This is a genomic window from Algoriphagus sp. 10J20-15 (genome assembly GCF_055809615.1).
In genome coordinates this window covers 106195-124096 of sequence record NZ_JBVVUG010000009.1, presented here as the reverse complement: position 1 = coordinate 124096, position 17902 = coordinate 106195, and the positions used below count along the sequence as shown (strand labels likewise).

The 17902-nt window shown below is 38.6% G+C and carries 12 protein-coding genes and 3 pseudogenes; 6 read left to right on the top strand and 9 right to left on the bottom strand.

Annotated elements, in window-relative coordinates; all coding sequences use genetic code 11:
* A pseudogene (locus AC0L6R_RS05345) lies at window positions 1–187 on the bottom strand (PQQ-dependent sugar dehydrogenase); the annotation flags it as partial.
* Between the two features lie 196 nt (window positions 188–383).
* On the opposite strand from AC0L6R_RS05345, the pseudogene AC0L6R_RS05340 reads away from it, so the two are divergent.
* Both AC0L6R_RS05340 and AC0L6R_RS05335 read left to right on the top strand, forming a co-directional pair.
* Window positions 384–2362: pseudogene (locus AC0L6R_RS05340) on the top strand (ABC-F family ATP-binding cassette domain-containing protein).
* Window positions 2359–3637 (top strand): annotated as a pseudogene (locus tag AC0L6R_RS05335) (type IX secretion system plug protein). Before AC0L6R_RS05340 ends, AC0L6R_RS05335 begins: the two co-directional pseudogenes overlap by 4 nt.
* Window positions 3638–3673: 36 nt before the next feature.
* On the opposite strand, the gene cas6 reads toward AC0L6R_RS05335, so the two are convergent.
* The 5 genes from cas6 to AC0L6R_RS05310 all read right to left on the bottom strand — a co-directional run bounded on the left by cas6 (window position 3674) and on the right by AC0L6R_RS05310 (window position 7774).
* Window positions 3674–4564 (bottom strand): CRISPR-associated endoribonuclease Cas6, encoded by an 891-nt coding sequence (cas6, locus tag AC0L6R_RS05330; RefSeq protein WP_283412989.1) that lies wholly within the window; start codon window positions 4562–4564, stop codon window positions 3674–3676.
* A gap of 97 nt (window positions 4565–4661) precedes the next feature.
* Entirely contained in the window at window positions 4662–5759 is a 1098-nt protein-coding gene (gene ychF, locus AC0L6R_RS05325) for a redox-regulated ATPase YchF (protein WP_283412988.1), read from the bottom strand.
* A gap of 7 nt (window positions 5760–5766) precedes the next feature.
* Window positions 5767–6807: an AI-2E family transporter gene (locus AC0L6R_RS05320; RefSeq protein WP_473270237.1), complete on the bottom strand. Its 1041-nt coding sequence runs from the start codon at window positions 6805–6807 to the stop codon at window positions 5767–5769.
* Window positions 6808–6942: 135 nt separating this feature from the next.
* Window positions 6943–7266 (bottom strand): DUF3276 family protein, encoded by a 324-nt coding sequence (locus AC0L6R_RS05315; protein ID WP_473270236.1) that lies wholly within the window; start codon window positions 7264–7266, stop codon window positions 6943–6945.
* 160 nt (window positions 7267–7426) lie between these two features.
* Window positions 7427–7774 carry a 4Fe-4S binding protein gene (locus AC0L6R_RS05310; protein ID WP_283412986.1) on the bottom strand — a complete coding sequence of 116 codons (348 nt, stop codon included), beginning with the start codon at window positions 7772–7774 and terminating at the stop codon, window positions 7427–7429.
* Between the two features lie 139 nt (window positions 7775–7913).
* Here AC0L6R_RS05310 and AC0L6R_RS05305 point away from each other — a divergent pair, with 139 nt between their 5' ends.
* Window positions 7914–8918 (top strand): acyl-CoA reductase, encoded by a 1005-nt coding sequence (locus AC0L6R_RS05305; RefSeq protein ID WP_283412985.1) that lies wholly within the window; start codon window positions 7914–7916, stop codon window positions 8916–8918.
* Here the strand turns inward: AC0L6R_RS05305 and AC0L6R_RS05300 are convergent.
* Complete coding sequence (locus AC0L6R_RS05300) at window positions 8913–10688, bottom strand: sensor histidine kinase (RefSeq protein ID WP_473270235.1); 1776 nt, start codon at window positions 10686–10688, stop codon at window positions 8913–8915. The genes AC0L6R_RS05305 and AC0L6R_RS05300 overlap by 6 nt on opposite strands.
* 297 nt (window positions 10689–10985) lie before the next feature.
* On the opposite strand from AC0L6R_RS05300, the gene AC0L6R_RS05295 reads away from it, so the two are divergent.
* The 3 genes from AC0L6R_RS05295 (at window position 10986) to AC0L6R_RS05285 (ending at window position 15770) form a co-directional block, all read left to right on the top strand.
* The gene (locus AC0L6R_RS05295; RefSeq protein WP_283412983.1) at window positions 10986–13247 is read left to right on the top strand and encodes an aconitate hydratase; all 2262 of its coding nucleotides are present in this window, start codon (window positions 10986–10988) and stop codon (window positions 13245–13247) included.
* A 283-nt stretch (window positions 13248–13530) separates the two neighbouring features.
* Window positions 13531–14430: a hypothetical protein gene (locus AC0L6R_RS05290; protein ID WP_473270234.1), complete on the top strand. Its 900-nt coding sequence runs from the start codon at window positions 13531–13533 to the stop codon at window positions 14428–14430.
* The gene (locus AC0L6R_RS05285; protein ID WP_473270233.1) at window positions 14427–15770 is read left to right on the top strand and encodes an ATP-binding protein; all 1344 of its coding nucleotides are present in this window, start codon (window positions 14427–14429) and stop codon (window positions 15768–15770) included. The genes AC0L6R_RS05290 and AC0L6R_RS05285 overlap by 4 nt, the downstream gene beginning before the upstream one ends.
* Here the strand turns inward: AC0L6R_RS05285 and AC0L6R_RS05280 are convergent.
* Both AC0L6R_RS05280 and AC0L6R_RS05275 read right to left on the bottom strand, forming a co-directional pair.
* On the bottom strand, window positions 15758–16693 hold the full coding sequence (locus AC0L6R_RS05280) for a tetratricopeptide repeat protein (RefSeq protein WP_473270232.1): 936 nt from the start codon (window positions 16691–16693) through the stop codon (window positions 15758–15760). The genes AC0L6R_RS05285 and AC0L6R_RS05280 overlap by 13 nt on opposite strands.
* A complete protein-coding gene (locus AC0L6R_RS05275) occupies window positions 16677–17783 on the bottom strand; it encodes an AI-2E family transporter (protein WP_473270231.1) in 1107 nt (368 codons plus the stop codon). The genes AC0L6R_RS05280 and AC0L6R_RS05275 overlap by 17 nt, the downstream gene beginning before the upstream one ends.
* Window positions 17784–17902 lie beyond the last annotated feature (119 nt).

The following is a 17902-nucleotide window of genomic DNA, read 5'->3' as shown; positions in this document are numbered from 1 at the left end:
CACCTACATTACCTTCTTGCCTGCTTCCTACGAATACAACCCCTTCTTCAGAGATAGCCATCTCTCTTGCATTCGGAATTTCAGCTGCCCATACATCGATTTTAAAATTCTCAGGCAACTTGATTCTGTCAAGTTGTACCTCTGCTTTTGCGTTGCTTATGCCAATTTTATTTGCACTATTTGGCATTTTGAAAACTCTGAGCTTCAGCTTTCTGATTTTGTTCACAACCAAAAGAAAATAAGGTGATTCCTATTGCTAGGAGAGTTGAATATTTAGATTGATAATACATAATTGGAAATTTCTTTGATATAGTAAGTTAAGAAACATTCAGAATGTTTGGGAATGAAAAGGTTATAAGCGGGTTAATGGTTAATTTTGCGCCATGTTATCGATTTCCAATCTCTCTTACTTCATCGGAGGGCGCCCGCTCTACGAAAATGCCAATTTGCATATCAAACCAAAGGACAAAATTGGACTTGTAGGTCAAAATGGTACTGGTAAATCCACGCTGTTGAAAATTATCAACGGTGACTATCAGCCGAGTTCTGGAGAAGTTCAAAAGGCAAAGGATTGTACTATAGGGTTTTTGAATCAGGATTTACTTTCATACCAGTCAGACGATAGTATTTTGAATGTGGCCTTGGCTGCGTTCAAGGAAACATTGGCACTCCAAGATGAGATCGATGAAATCTTGAAAAAGATGGAAACGGATTATTCCGATGAGATGATCAATAGATTGGCATTTCTTCAGGAAAGATTTGAGGCGAATGAAGGCTATACAATCAAAGCTAAGGCAGAGGAAGTACTGGAAGGAATTGGTTTCAAGTCTGCAGATTTGAACAAACCGCTCAGGACTTTTTCGGGAGGATGGAGAATGCGTGTGATGCTTGCTAAACTTTTGCTTGAAAAACCTTCCTTACTCATGCTGGATGAGCCTACCAACCACTTGGATCTTCCTTCTATCGAATGGGTAGAAAACTACATGAAGAACTATGAGGGCGCAGTGATTGTCGTTTCCCACGATCAGACTTTTTTGGATAATTGCATTAGTAGTACTGTGGAAGTGGCGAGTAATACGCTGACGCTTTATGCTGGAAATTATTCTCTTTTTATAAGGCTGAGAAAGTGGAGCGGATGGAGATTCAGCAGAATGCTTACGAAAATCAGCAGCAGATGATCAAGCAGACGGAGAAGTTCATCGAGCGTTTCCGTGCCAAAGCGACTAAATCCAACCAAGTTCAGTCTAGAATCAAAGCTTTGGATAGATTGGATCGTGTGCATGAGGTGGTGAGTGATGAGGTTTCTGTGAATTTTAAATTCAAGTTCTCAAAGCAATCAGGCCGGGATGTGATCACCTTGGATAACATTTCGAAGGCATACGGAGATAATGTTTATTCTGAAAAATACTACTGCTAGAATCGAGCGAGGTGATAAAATTGCTTTGATCGGAGCGAATGGTAAGGGGAAATCAACTTTGCTCAGAATCATAGATGGTTCTGAAAAAAGATATTAAAGGAAGAACTGAAGGCTATAATGTCATCAAATCTTTCTTTGCGCAGCATCAATTGGAAGCATTGACCCTGGATAATGAGATTTTGCAGGAAATGGCTCAGGCCGGAAGCGCAAAATCCGAGATGGAGCTTCGTGGAGTTTTAGGATGCTTTTTATTCTCTAATGAGGAAGTATTCAAAAAGATCAAAGTGCTTTCCGGAGGGGAAAAGTCGAGAGTTGCACTAGCGAAAACTTTGATCTCCAGAATCTAACTTTTTACTTCTTGATGAGCCTACTAACCACCTGAATTTTCAGTCGGTGAATATTTTGATTCAGGCACTTCAGCAATATGAGGGGACATTTGTAACCGTATCTCACGATAGACATTTTATTAGAGGTGTGGCAAATAAGATTTGGTACATAGAGAATCATGAGATCAAGGAATACTTGGGCACTTATGCAGAATATGAGGCTTGGCGGAGAAAAGCAAGCGCCTGTACCTGTGCAGGCCGTCCAAAAGCCAGAGAAAAAGAACAGCCAAAAGCGAAGGCTCCTGTTAATAACCCTGAGGCGCAACAAGCCAAAAAAGACTTGAGAAAACTTGAGGAAGAATTGGAGCGAGTTGAAAAGGAGGTGGAAAAGTTGGAGGAGAAAAAGTTGGTTTTGGAGCGTAAAATGGCTGACCCAGATCTATACTCCAGAGAAGAGGAAGCTCAGGAAGTTCAAGAAAACTATCAAGGGATTCAAGCCAAATTGAAAGCATCAAATGAGCAATGGGAAAAGTTAGTTGATAAAATTTCCAACCTTCAGGAAGCTCCTTTCTTAGTAAATTTTAGATTTGGTCTTCATTTTGCCTATTTTTCAGAATGAAGACCAAATCCCTTTTTTTAAGTTTTTTATTTAGCATATCAGCTGTTTTCCACCTTTTTGCGCAGCAACTGGAGGATAAAGTATACAAAGACCACATTCAATCAGTTCGTTTGTTTCGGGCGGGCGAGACTTTTGATGCTTCGATTGATGCACCAGTAATCCCTTTGAGATCAGAAAAGCCATTGGTTTTACTATTTGATGATTTAGCCTTTGATCCTGAATTGTACACTGCCAAATTGATTCATTGCGATGCAGATTGGCAGAAGTCACAGTTGAAAGACAACGACTTTTCGCCCACCTTCAACGAGTTTAACATTCAGGATTACGAGTATTCGGTTAATACGAGGATCCCATATATTCATTACCGATTTGAACTTCCCCGAGTCACAAAATCTGGAAATTATATAATTAAAGTTTACCGGCAACGCGACGAGTCAGATGTGATTCTGACCAAGCGATTCATGATTTACGAGGAGACTTTCCGAGTACGGAGCATCCATTGTCCCGCCTTCTCAAACAGCAGCTCGAAATACATCTCAACAGATCAATGTGGTGGTGAATTATTCGGCAGGGGAGGTTACCAATCCAGATGGACAGATAAAAGTTCTCATTCGCCAAAATCAACGATGGGACAATGCGAAATTTTTGGCTAAGCCAACCTTTATGAATGAGAGTTCCAAAGTTTTGAGGTACGAGTCATTTGACGGAGGGAATACTTTTGATGCGGGTAATGAATTCCGCTTCGTTGACTTGAGATTCATCAGGGCTAATGGGGTAAACATAGCTAATATGCGAGTAGAGCCGGATGTGATTTTTGCAGACGGAAATATCAATATGCCTCGTCCAGAAACTGCATACTCTCAGTATTTGGATCTGAATGGCCAATATATAATTGAAACGAAAGATCGACCGGGCGGAAATCCTGAAATAGAAAGTGAATACATGCTGATGACTTTTAGATTGGCTATCGCTGAAGATTCTGACCCAGTTTACTTATTAGGTTCATTGACAAATTGGGGAAAAGCGCCTGAAGCAAAAATGGAATGGGATCCAAAAATGAGTGTTTACACTACCTCCCTTTTAGTGAAACAAGGATGGTATGATTACCAATATGCTTATTTGAGAAATGGAGCATTTGACACAAAGCCCTTTGAAGGCAGTTATTTTGAAACTGAAAATGAATATGAAGTATTGGTTTATTTTAGAAACTTAGGGTCACGTTACGATCAGCTGGTGGGCTATATTTATCTACACCCAAATCGCCGCAGGCTCTAAAAGAAAAATCCCTTCCGAAATACGGAAGGGATTTTTTTATGATTCTTCAGAAGTTGATTCTTTGTCTTCATCTGCAGGTGGTGCGACATTCTCGCGAACGCGCTCACTTGGCTTGTAAGGTACAAAACCTTCTCTTTTGAATTTGTATGTTGTAGTTCTCGGGCCAGCTGGATGATTAGCCAAATCTAGCATTCCAAAACCTTTGTGAGTAAACGCTCCTAGACCACATTTGAACACGAAGTCCTGAACTTCAGGAGCAGCATATAAGGTGATTGGAAGCGTGTATCCTCTCACTTCATATTTTACATCCATGTCGTAAACGGCATAGATTCTAGCAAATTTCTTCTGTGCTTCCTTAAGTTTATTCACATAAACCATATCAGGAACTACCTGGAATTTGTAGAAGGTTTCCATTTGCTCAGGAGTGTACCAGCCAGATCTTTCCATTCTGGTAAGCGTAGATTCGTAAAGTAAATCGGAGAACTCATCGCTATCCGGACTAATGAAGCGCTTACCTGCTTCCTCGTTGAAGGCAGGAGTGATCAATACCAATGGGGAAATACAAACAAACTTGTTTGATGTCTCCAAAACTGGTTCAACTTCAATTTCAGTGTACTCAGGGACCATAATTAGGTTGCCAAGTTCGATTTTTGGGGTGGCAAAAACCTGCTCTAGCAGATAGTCCATGAAGTCTTCACTTTGTGAAGATAATACTAGGGTTACTAAACTGGAATAGTAGTGCAATCCACTTCTACTTACTTTAGTCTGGCCTTTCAGACCGGAGAAATTGAAGTAGTTATAGTTGTAAAACTCTTCTCTTCCACCTTTCACAATAAGTCCTTTAAGGAATTGTGCCAGAATATACTGGTGGTGAAAAGGCAGGTAAGAACCCTTGTTTTTTAGGGAAAATATTAGTCTAACTCTCACGGTAAATTAAAAATAAAATGAGACAATAAATAAGATAAAATTGTAACGTATTGGGTGAATATGCAATTACAAAATTATCAATTTTTTTGAGAATATGTTACACATTGAACCTAAAATGCATAATGTCACCATCTTGAACTACGTATTCTTTGCCCTCGATAGCTATTTTTCCATTTTCTCTACATGCTGCTTCAGTCTTGAATTTCTGATATTCAGGTAATTTGATCACTTCAGCTTTGATGAACCCTCTTTCAAAATCTGTATGAATTACTCCAGCTGCTGCAGGAGCTTTCCAACCTTTTTTGATGGTCCAGGCTCTGACCTCTTGTACACCAGCTGTGAAATAAGTGATCAGGTCTAATAATGAGTACGCACCACTGATTAATTTGTTTAATCCGCTTTCTTCCAAACCGTATTCACCCAAGAACATTTCCTTCTCTTCCGGGTCATCAAATTCTGCGATTTGAGCTTCTATTGCCGCACATAGGATGATTACTTCCGCATTTTCATCTTTCACTTCTTCCTTCAGCTTATCTACATACTGGTTGCCCGCCTGCAAACTTTCTTCATCTACATTCGCCACATAGATCACAGGTTTGATAGTAAGCAAATGTAAATCCCGAACTGCTTCCAAGTCCTCTTTTTCTACATCGACAGATCTAGCATTCTTGCCATTGGTAAGTGCTTGTTTGAATTGCAAAAGAGTTTCCAATTCTTTTTTTGCTTTTGCATCACCAGCTTTAGCTACTTTTTCTGTCTTCTGGATTTTCTTATCTACTGATTCCAAATCTTTCAATTGAAGCTCAGTGTCAATTACTTCCTTATCAAATATCGGGTCTACTCCTCCAGCTACGTGGACGATGTTTTCATCGTCAAAGCATCTTATTACGTGAATAATAGCATCGACTTCGCGTATATTTGCAAGAAATTTGTTCCCCAGACCTTCACCTTTGCTGGCACCTTTTACAAGCCCAGCAATATCGACGAATTCAATCACTGTAGGAAGAACTCTGTTTGGATTTACAAGTTCTTCAAGGATTTGCAGTCTTTTGTCTGGAACAGTAACAACACCCACATTCGGCTCAATCGTGCAAAAAGGGAAGTTTGCTGCCTCAGCTTTCGCACTCGAAAGCGCATTAAACAGAGTGGATTTCCCAACGTTTGGAAGTCCAACAATGCCACATTGTAATGCCATTAATTAATTATTTTATTTGAAATATTCTGTATGATTTATACCCTTTATAGAACTCTAAAATAAACACTCTAAAGATCGTATAAACCGGTATAGCAAAAATCATCCCGACTACTCCGGCGATTTTTGCCCCGGCAAAGATAACAACAAATATTTCAAGGGGATGTGCTTTTACAGATTTAGAAAATATCAATGGCTGCAGAAATATGTTGTCAGTAATCTGAACGAGGCCAAAGACTGAAAGGATCTTGATTATTAGGTAATTTAATTCGGTGTTTGTTTCAAAAGTTCCTGAAGAAATCCCCACAATAATACCGAATAACGCACCTAATAGTGGACCTGCGTAGGGAATGAGATTTGCTACAGCTGCAAATAGAGCGATAGTCAACGCATACTCCACACCCATAATGGTGAGCCCAAAACTAGCTAATGAGAAAATGGCCAGCATTTGCAATAATAGCCCTGAAAGGTAATTTGATAACAGCTTTTCTACTTTTGTGAATGTCGCTACTGAAAGTTCAAAATAAGGGTTTGGAATCAAATTCAATAGATTTCTACGCAGTAAGCCATTTTCCAGAAGAAGGAAAAAACTGATAAAGGCAATAGCCATCGTGCCAATAAAAAGACTACTTGTAGTATTTATTACGCCGCCAATAAATGAAGTGAAGTCAAATTCTTTGATCATTTCTATCATACTTGTCTTCAAGCTGCCAAATAAGTAGCCGGGTTGACCTTCCAATAATTCGTGCCTCAAAAGAAAACCTTCCACTCTACCCACCGGAAGCTGGACTTGCTCATAAATGCCGTCCAAATCTAGTTCACTGAGGATGATTATTTGGTTATTAATAAGTGGGAAAAATAGAAAGCTTAGTAATACTATTAAAAGAATTATCGCTGAGTAGGATAAGAGAATAGCTGACCATCTAGGAATATGCTGTCCTAAGAGGTGGAAATCATTTAATTGATTAGTTAATGGTCGCAGGAGTGCTGCGAGTATCAAGGAAATGATCAGGTAAAGCGTGATGTTTGAGAAATACCAACCAAACAGCAAGAATACCGCAATGGATAAAATGAGATAAATGAAAAATCGCTGGCATATTCTGAAATAAGAAAAGGAGACAAATCTGCCTCCTCTAATATACCATTTCTCTATATTGAAACTATAAAACTGATGAATCCAATCAATTTATTCCCACTTCAGTTCATCATTATATTCAGACTCTTCTTTCTCATACTGCTCGAAATCTACATCTGGAAGAAGGTCATTTTTTACGTAATCAACAGATTCATTTAGTGCTTCCACGAATTTGAAGAAATCTTCTTGATAGAGAAAGATCTTATGCTTTTCATACGTAAAATTTTCTCCGTTTACCTTTCTCTTACTTTCAGTAATAGTCAAGTAATAATCATTTGAGCGAGTAGATTTAACGTCGAAAAAATACGTTCTTTTGCCCGCTTTTACTTTTTTGGAGAAAATCTCCTCTCTGTCATAGCCTCTTTGATCGTCCACAATTCTTTATGTTATAAGTATAAGGTTGTTTAAAATTCAATCCAAGATAAAACATTTAGAACTGAGTTTTCAAGCCAGACCTTCTTTATTTTTATCCAATAAGTAGGATAATTAGGTTAAAACCCTCTGAAGTTTAAAGAATATTTTGCTGTGAATCTGCTTATTCGCCGTGCATCAAGGCTTTTTTAGCCAATAAAGCCTCCTCGGTTTCGCGGTGGTCAGGGTCGTCTACGCAGCAATCTACAGGACATACCGCCGCACACTGTGGCTCTTCGTGAAAGCCATTGCACTCGGTGCATTTATCTGTAACAATGTAGTAGAATTCGTCTGAAACCGGCTCTTGTTTTTCATTTGCATCTATTACAGTACCGTCTTCTAATGTCACTTCATTTAAAGTAGTACCGCCTCCCCAAGTCCACTCTACGCCACCTTCATAGATCGCAGTGTTTGGGCATTCTGGTTCGCATGCACCACAGTTGATGCATTCGTCGGTAATCATTATAGCCATAACTTCAATTATTTAAAGTCCAAAAGTAATAACCTTAAAACTGTAAGGCAATAAAAAAGTTGTCACACTAACTAATTTAATTCAATTCTACGGTTGCTTCTTTGCAAAAAGGCTAAATTTGCCTCTTTAAATCTATATTATGAAGCCAGCTGAACGTATATCTGCATTTGTCAAACTAGGAGAAGCTATAGTCAACTTAAGCCTCGAAGAGAAGGATGAGCTGCTGTGGAGAGCTGAGAATAATAATAACTGGTTTACAAAAGAATCCATGGAGTCAGCCCTTGAGGGAATTGCTTTTATGCTCGCACCTGAAAAGTTGGATGCATGGCTTTCTATCTATGAGTTGAAGGAGATTGAAAATCCAAAATCAATTGGCTTAATGCTGGCGGGAAACATTCCTGGAGTTGGGTTTCATGACCTAATGTGTGTGATTCTTTCAGGTCATCTAGCTGTTATTAAGTTAAGTTCCTCTGATGAAATATTCATGAAATGGCTCTTGAAAAAGCTATTTGAAATTGAGGCTAGATTTGAGTTGCAAGTTCGCATAGAAGAAATGCTAAAGGGAATGGATGCTTATATCGCAACTGGCAGTGATAATTCATCTCGCTATTTCAATTACTATTTTGGGAAATATCCACATGTTATCCGTCAGAACAGAACCTCTGTAGCTGTTTTGAAAGGGAGTGAAACCACTGAGGATTACGTCAATTTAGGAAAGGATATTTTTCAATATTATGGACTAGGCTGCAGAAACGTTTCAAAAATCTATGTAAAATCTATAGATCAACTCCAAGATTTGCTTGGAGCATTGGAGATTTATGCATCGGTTGGGACGCATCACAAGTACCATAACAATTATGATTACAACAAATCTATATATCTAGTCAATCTGGAAGATCATCTTGATAATGGATTTTTGCTCCTCAAGGAAAGTGAGGATTTGGTATCTCCCATAGCAGTTCTTTTTTACGAAGTTTATTCAAATGAGGAGCAATTGGCGAAAAAATTGGATGGATTGAAAGAAAAAATTCAATGTGTAGTAGGCAATGGAAATGGTCTTGTTCCTTTTGGTGATGCGCAAACTCCTGAGCCATGGGAGTACGCTGATGAGGTAGATACAATGGCTTTTCTTTTGTCATTATAAGAGTTTATCCTCTTGACTTTTGGGGAGTTTGATGCAGAATTTGGTGCCCTTTCCTTGCTGTGAAGAAACTTCGACTGACCCATGATTTTTTTGAATATATTCCTTTACTAAGATAAGGCCGAGCCCAGTTCCAGACTCATTGTTTTCTCCTACTGTAGTAAAGGATATTCCTTCATTTATTTTCGCAAGATTTTCGGAGGAAATTCCTTTTCCGTAATCTTCAATGCAAATCTTTACTAAGCCTAATTCATCGTGAGTGGAGATTTTGATTTTTCCTCCTTTCTTGGAAAACTTAATTGAGTTACTCATTATGTTTCTGAGTGCTAATTCAATCATGTTTTTATCTGCGATCACCTTTGCGTTTGCGTTGGCTTTTATTTCAATTTCTATATGCTTTTCAGTAGCTATTCGTTCCAAAATACTCTTTTGCTGCTCCAGGATTTTATGAATATCAAATTCCTGGGGCTTTACCATTTCACCTCCTTTTAGCTGAGAGCTAGACCAAGCTAAAAGATTTTCTAATAGCATTGCAACCTGTTCCATGTTTCTGGAAACTTCTGGCAGCATACTCATAAATTCATCTTGTGCGACCATTCCTGAATTAGTCAGGTGGATCAGTTCCTTGATACCGAAAATTGGTCCTTTAAGATCATGCGAAATAATACTGAAATATTTGTCCTTTAATTCATTTAGTTGCTGAAGTTCTTGTTTTTGGTTTTTTAAAGTTTGGTTGATGGATTTTTGTTCTGTAATGTCATCAAAAAGTAATACTAAGCCACTATTTACTGTTTTCTTGTCTAAAAGTGGAATGGCTTCTATTTTGAAGACTTTCATGTTTTTATTGGATCCGGTCGTGGTCTCGATGATATTGGCCTCCCCTTCGTTGATCAATTTGAGGATATCGAGACTATTTTCGAAAATCTCCTCCGCTTTTAGGGCAATTTTCGCCTTGCTACCTATTTCAGGAAAGGTTAAGAAAGCTGGGTTGAAATCTACAATTTGGGTTTGGGAATCTAAGACCAAAACACCTTTTGTAATGGCCTCAATCACTTTGGTACGAGCAATCGGTTTCAAGCTGAAAAGTTGGTGTTTTAGGATAGCAAATCCCAAAACTAAGTAGGTGACCAAAAATGCATAAGGAGTTAAATCTATAACTTCAAATGGTCTGAATAGGTGGGTTTGGTAAACAAGATTAAATATCAGCGGAAAAATTCCTGCTAATAACATGAGTCTAGTTTGAGTTTTGAAAAGCTGATCAGAAAATCGGAATCTTCTCCAGATTATCAAGCTTCCAAGTAAATATACAATGTAAGTATAAATTAAATTGACAATGTACCAAGGCCCTATTTCGATGTTGGCTATCGAGAGCGCGCCAGATTCAATAATCGTAATTGATTTATAGAAGAGGCGATGCGACTCATTGGTCAGTACCATGACATAAGTCAGGATAGGAATCAACAGGATTAAGACTAGCAAAATGCGATAATATTTTGTCCTAAAACTGGTGTAAATCAAGCTAAAAATTAGCCAAAAGGCACCTAAAAATGAGATTCCTAAGTATTCAAGTTTAATAAAAATCAATATGGCTTCCCGAGTAGACACGCTAAGTTCGAGACCATAGAAAAAACCCCAAATAGACGCGCAAAGCATGGTAAGTGCAATCCACCTCGTAGATCCTTCTACCTTGACGGAGATATAAATTGACAGTGCTCCTACAAGTAATCCGGAAATAATAAGCGTTACTGAAAATGGATTGAGAATAAACTCCATTCAAATATTTAGTTGTTGACGCAAAGTAAATATTATCTGACTATAATTATAGCTGAGATTTATTTCCTTTTCGAAATCTATCCTTCTGTTTTTCGAAATTTCATCCTTCTATTTACTATTTGACTTAAAATTAAGCAATACTATTAAAGTACTATGATTTAAAGCAAAGCTAAAATGGTTTTAAATAAGGAAAAGGATACTTTACACTGGGTAAATGGTTACAGATTATTGGGCTAACTTCCTATATTTGCAGTCGTTAAAATCGAAACTTTTACCAAACAAAAAAATCCCTATACAATGGCTTTTGATATTGAAATGATCAAAAAGGTGTATGCCAGATACCCTGAGCGTATCGAAGCAGCTCGTAAGGCTGTGGGGCGTCCACTTACTTTGACTGAAAAGATTCTTTATGCACACCTAAGCGAAGGTGCCGCTTCACAGGCATATGACCGTGGTGTTTCTTATGTTGATTTTCAACCAGATAGGGTTGCAATGCAAGATGCTACAGCACAGATGGCTTTGCTGCAGTTTATGCAAGCTGGCAAAAGTCAAGTAGCAGTGCCTTCTACTGTACACTGTGATCACTTGATCCAGGCTGAAGTAGGTGCAGTTCAGGATTTGACCAAAGCAAAAGACAAAAACAAGGAAGTTTATGATTTCTTGGCTTCTGTTTCTAATAAATATGGTCTTGGTTTCTGGAAACCAGGAGCAGGTATTATTCACCAGGTAGTTTTAGAAAATTATGCATTTCCCGGTGGAATGATGATAGGTACGGATTCTCATACGCCTAATGCTGGTGGTCTAGGAATGGTAGCTATCGGTGTCGGGGGAGCAGATGCATGTGATGTAATGGCAGGACTTCCTTGGGAACTGAAATTCCCTAAGTTGATCGGAGTAAAACTTACCGGTAAACTTTCCGGTTGGACTTCAGCCAAAGATGTGATTTTGAAAGTAGCTGGAATTCTAACTGTAAAAGGTGGAACCGGAGCAATCGTCGAATATTTTGGGGATGGCGCTAAGTCACTTTCTGCTACTGGAAAAGGCACTATCTGTAACATGGGGGCTGAGATCGGGGCAACTACTTCAATCTTTGGATACGATGAAAAGTCAGCTGCTTACTTAGCATCAACAGAAAGAGCTGATGTCGCTGAATTGGCAAATGGAATCGCTGAACACCTTACTGGTGATGACGAGGTTTATGCTAATCCTGCTACTTACTTCGACGAAGTAATCGAGATCAACCTTTCTGAATTGGAGCCTCATGTGAATGGACCATTCACTCCTGATTTGGCTTGGCCTATTTCAAAATTTGCTGCTGCTGTGAAAGAAAACGGCTGGCCAGCAAAATTGGAAGTTGGTTTGATCGGCTCGTGTACGAACTCTTCTTACGAGGATATTTCAAGAGCTGCATCGCTTGCTCAGCAAGCAGTAGATAAAAAGCTTGTTGCTAAATCTGAATATACAATCACTCCAGGGTCTGAGCAGGTGAGATTCACCGTTGATAGAGATGGTTTCTTGGACACTTTCGGTCAAATGGGCGGAGTAGTTCTTGCAAATGCTTGTGGACCTTGTATCGGACAGTGGGCTCGTCATGGAGCTGAGAAACAAGAGAAAAATTCTATTATCACATCCTTCAACAGAAACTTTGCAAAGCGTGCGGATGGAAATCCAAACACTCACTCTTTCGTAGCGTCTCCTGAGATCGTGACCGCATTGGCAATCGCGGGAGATTTGACATTCAATCCTATGACAGATAGTCTAGTGAATGAAGAGGGGGTGTCTGTGATGTTGGATGAGCCAAGCGGACTTGAGCTACCTACTAAAGGTTTTGCAGTGGAAGATGCTGGTTACCAGCAGCCAGCAGAAGATGGATCTAATGTCACGGTGGTTGTCAGTCCAACTTCAGATCGTCTTCAATTGCTTGATTCCTTTAAGCCATGGGAAGGTACAGATCTGAAAGGTCTAAAACTCCTCATCAAAGCAAAAGGAAAGTGTACAACAGATCATATTTCTATGGCTGGACCATGGTTGAGATACAGAGGTCACTTAGATAATATCTCCAATAATATGCTTATTGGGGCTGTTAATGCTTACACTGATGCTACTAACTCCGTGAAGAATCAGTTGACTGGAGTATATGGTGAAGTTCCAGCAACGCAGAGAGATTATAAAGCAAATGGAATCGGTTCTATCGTTGTAGGTGACGAAAACTATGGAGAAGGTTCTTCTAGAGAGCATGCGGCAATGGAACCTAGATTCCTTGGTGTACGAGCTATCTTGGTGAAATCTTTTGCGAGAATTCACGAAACTAACTTGAAGAAGCAAGGTATGTTAGGATTGACGTTTGCTAATCCAGCTGACTATGACTTGGTTCAGGAAAATGATTCTATAGATATTCTTGGCCTGACTACTTTTGCTCCAGGCAAGCAATTGCAAGTAGTGCTAAACCATTCAGATGGGTCTTCTGATACTATCCAAGTAAATCATACTTACAATGAAGGACAGATAGAATGGTTTAAAGCCGGATCAGCACTAAACCTGATCAAAGCCAAAGCCTAATAATATTTGCTAATAATTTCAAAGCCGTAACAGAATTGTTACGGCTTTTTTTTGTCTAACTAATTCTAGAAAATCTAATTTTTGGATTAAACTAAGCAGTACTTGTAAAGAGTAGTGATTTATCTAGTTTGCCGGCCATCAAAATAATGTCAAATAAATGTATTTATAAATCAAATAGTTTGCTACGAAATACAAATTGCTGTATGTTTACGTCATAATTAGTCGTCCCAACGAATTATGGTTTTATCAAGATCATAGCTCAAGCTAAGTAAGCACCATTTCAATGCAGGAAAGAGGAATTAACAGTACATTCAAGAAACTTATTTACGAGTCATCCGAGATGGTGTTTCTTGCCGATGATACCTTCCCTTATCCTATTTTTTATACCAATAAAGCTTTTGAAGATCAAATTGGGGCAAATTTGACAGATAGGAGTCTCGTTGGGTTGGGGTTGGACATTAGCAGTTTTATTTTCAAAGAAACCTTAGAACTAAGTCATGATGGAAATGAGTATAATTTCCAAATTGAACTTCCCCAGGATAGCTCAACAAACTATTTTCTTTTTTATAAAGGCGAACAAGTTAGGAAACAAGGCTTACCCACTACTGAAGAATTTCAACAGTTTTTACTAGAATCTCCAGATCCTCAATTAGTGCTTAAGCCAAGTGGAGAGGTATTTCTTTCAAATACCGAAGCGTTGAGCCTTTTTGGATATTCTGGTGAAAAAAAAATACATCATTTAAGTGAGGTGCAAGGGTTGTTTGATGATCCTCTTCAATGGGGGAATTGGTTGAGTAGTGCAGTATCTGACCATAAAATTCATCGTTTTTATACCATCCTTACTATTTCCTCCGGTTCTCCACTGAATCTTGAAATTGCCTCAAAGCAGCTTAAAGTGGACGGGATTCAGTATGTTTTGCTATCATTTAAAAATATTTCTGAAAAAGTTCTATTGGAGAAGAATCTGGAGGACAGTAGCAATTTCTTGATTAACCTAACTGAACAAGTTCCAGGTGGATTGTATCAATTGGTGATGGATTCAGACGGGAAAATGAATTTTTCATTTTTATCCAAAGGGATAGCACAGGTATTAGGCTTAAAAGCAGAGGAGCTTGAGAATTTTTCAGATATTTCTATGGCAATTTTCGTGTTCATCCAGTTGACCTGCCTCAGGTCATCATGAGTTCAATTGCTTCAGCTAAAAAAGTTGAACCATGGCAATGTCAATTCAGAGTAAACGCTGATCCTAAATCTGAAGATTATCGCTGGATTCTGGGAGCTGCCAGACCACAAGTTCTCGAGAATGGAGATATGGTTTGGTATGGATATTTGACAGATATCAGTAGTCAGAAGGAGTTTGAATCAACCTTGGACGAATCAAGGAAGGCAGCCGAAAAGGCTAATCAGATCAAATCTGATTTCCTTTCCATGATTAGTCATGAACTTCGTACGCCATTGAATGCAATTTCAGGTTCTACGTATTCCTTAATCCATGATCATCCGCAAGTCCATCAAAAATCCGAGTTAGATACGATCAATTTTGCAGTGGATAATCTGATCATTATGATCAATGATCTGCTGGATTTTCAGAAAATAGAAGCAGGTAAACTAACAATAGAAAAAGCACCTTTCCATCTCAGTTCCTTTGTCAATCAAATAATCAAAGGCTTGACATTTCATGCTAGAGACAGTAAAAATAAATTAGAAGTCAAGCTTTCCGAAGGGTTGGATATCACGGTGTCTGGAGATAAAACCCGGCTTTCTCAAATCTTAAATAATCTTATTACTAATGCCCTCAAATTCACAAATGAAGGAGAAGTAAAGGTTAATGTTAGTTTGACCGAAAGAAGAAATGGTAAAGCAAGAGTATACTTTGAAGTTAGTGATAACGGGATAGGTATAGCGTCTGAACATCAGGATAAAATATTTGATGATTTCGATCAAGTAAGGCCCACCTTTAGTACAAAATATGGCGGAACTGGCCTAGGGCTTTCTATCACAAGGAAGCTATTGAATCTGATGGGAGGAGAAATTGGGCTTGATTCTGTAATAAACGAAGGAAGTAAATTCTACTTTGAATTAGAATTCGAGATTTCGGAAATGCAGCTGGAGAAACCTACACTTACTAAGGGATATAGCTACCAAAATTCATCCCTTCATTTATTAATGGCTGAGGATAATGATGTGAATGCATTAGTTCTTGGTAAAATTATTAATAAGTGGGGCTTCACCTACGAGCGAGTAACAAATGGCTTAGAAGCGGTTAATGCTGTAAAGCATACCAATTTTGATTGCATTTTGATGGATATTCAAATGCCTGAAATGGACGGTTTTGATGCAACCTTAGCGATCAAAAAAATCTCCGAAGCACCAGTCATAGCACTTACTGCGGCTGCTAAGCTTGAAATAAAAGACAGAATAAAAGAGTGTGATTTTGACGGTTTTGTAGCTAAGCCTATTGATGCTTCAGAGCTGCAGAAAATTATTCAAGAAGTTATTTTTGAGCGAAATCAGAGCGCCTGAGCCTTCTCTAAATATTCTTTTACCAAGTCCATATCTGGATAATTTTGGCTCAATTCCACTAAATACTGCAAGGCAGAAACTTTGTCTCCTTCCATTACATAGTAGATCCCTTTATTTCTGAAAGCAAAAGGATTGGTTGGATCCATTTGTATACTTTGGTTAATCAGGTTCAAACCTTCTTCTTTTTGATCTAGAAACAGGAGATATAGCCCTTTGTTATTGTAGAAATAAGGTTGACTCTTATCGAGAGAAATCGCTTTTTCCACAGCATCCAATGCTCCTGCATAATTTTGTTCATCAAAAAGGATCATTGATTGTAAATTATGAAGATTGGGTTCTAAGGGATTGACCGTTGTGGCTTTGCTTAAAATCTTTTTGGCAGCTTCAAAATCTTTCTGGTAATATAGGATTGTCGCCTGGTTTACGAGCAAGTCCGAGTTTTCGGGATTGAGTTTCGATGCCTCTCCAAATGCCGCTAGTGCCTCCGGGAAATTGGTTAGTTTTTCTTCAACTAAGCCAGTTAAAAAGTAGCTTCTCCAATTTTTATTATCAAGAGAGATTAGCTGCTTGGCATCTTCTCTAGCGTTATAAAACTCGCCATTGTCGAGGTAGCTTAAGCCTCTTTGGAAAATAGCATCATAATATCCAGGTTTAAATTTGATTGCTAAACTGAGATCCTGAATACTTGCTGTCAATTGATTTAGCTGAATATGGGCAAGTGCCTTATTGTAATAAGCTTCAGCATAAGTAGAATCCATTTCAAGCGCTTCTGCATAGAATTCCATGGCTCCTTTAGGGTCATTTTCTTCCATTTTCTCATTACCTTTTAGCAGAAATCTACCTTTTTTGCTCTCGTCTGAATCACAGGAAAGTGTTGTTCCTATCGTAATAAGAAGCAAAAGTGTTTTAAGCGTTGTTTTCATCTTCTATCTCTTCTATCTCTTCTATTTTTTCTTCATCCTTTTCCTCACCAAGTAAAAGTGCAAATGGCCGTGTGGACTCACTTAAATCAAATATTTCACGTAATATGGCCATTGCCGGAATAACTAAAATCATTCCTGCCACTCCCCAAATTGTACCACCGATTATCAGCCCAAGAAAAGTGATGAATGCATTTAAGTTGACATTCCCTCCCACAATTTTTGGTGTCAGAAAATTACCTTCTATCATCTGGATTATTTGATAACTGACAAGAACACCTGCAGGGTAAAACAAACTGTCTTTAGTAAGAAAGGAATAAATCATCGGTAGCATGGCACCGAAGAAAGGCCCTACATAGGGGATAATATTCAATATAGCACCTAGTGTACCGAAGAACACAGCGTGCTTAATTCCGAGTAAAGAAAATGCAGTGATATTAAGTATGGCCAGAATTCCCATCACTTTGACCACGCCTACTATGTAATTTAAAATCACTTTCCGTAAGCTGACAATGCGCATTTTAACCAATTCAGGATCTTTATCTCGATAGATGTGAATGATCACGTTGGTCAGATGATTCCTGTATAATAGAAAGAAGAACATGAAAACAGGGATCAAAACCAGTCCGGTAAGTGATCCGACAGCGTTCATGGCAAAGTCCCCTATGCTAGAACTGTTTTTGGTCAGCACGTTTTTTAGGTAATCAGTATTTGCTTTTTCGCTCAATTCTGGATCTACAGAAAATGTTTCTACGGACCATTGATCTATATCCTCAGCATAATCCGTGAGTCGTCCAGAGACATCATCAAAATCCTTGGTGAAACTCGCCACATTCCCGATAATAAAGGTCAGTAGACCACCGACTATGGCAATCATTACTAATAGTGATGTGATGCATGAGAGCGTCCTAGGGACTTTTTTAGACTCAAGCCACATAGAAAGTGGTGTAAACAAAATCGCAAAGAACCCGCCCATGAATAAAGGGACTAGCAAGCTTTTTCCTACAATCAAAAAGAAAACTAATACAATAATGAAAATCATTACTGATAGCGCCCGAAGGTATGTAGGTAGTTTATTACTTGAAATTTCCATCAAGGGTTGGATTTTGAAATTAATATATAGGTATATCCGCTTTTCTACCACTCAGGCGGCAAAAGCAATGTAAGATATGTTAAACTTAATAATTGAGGCTACTTCGGTCTTCGGTCACT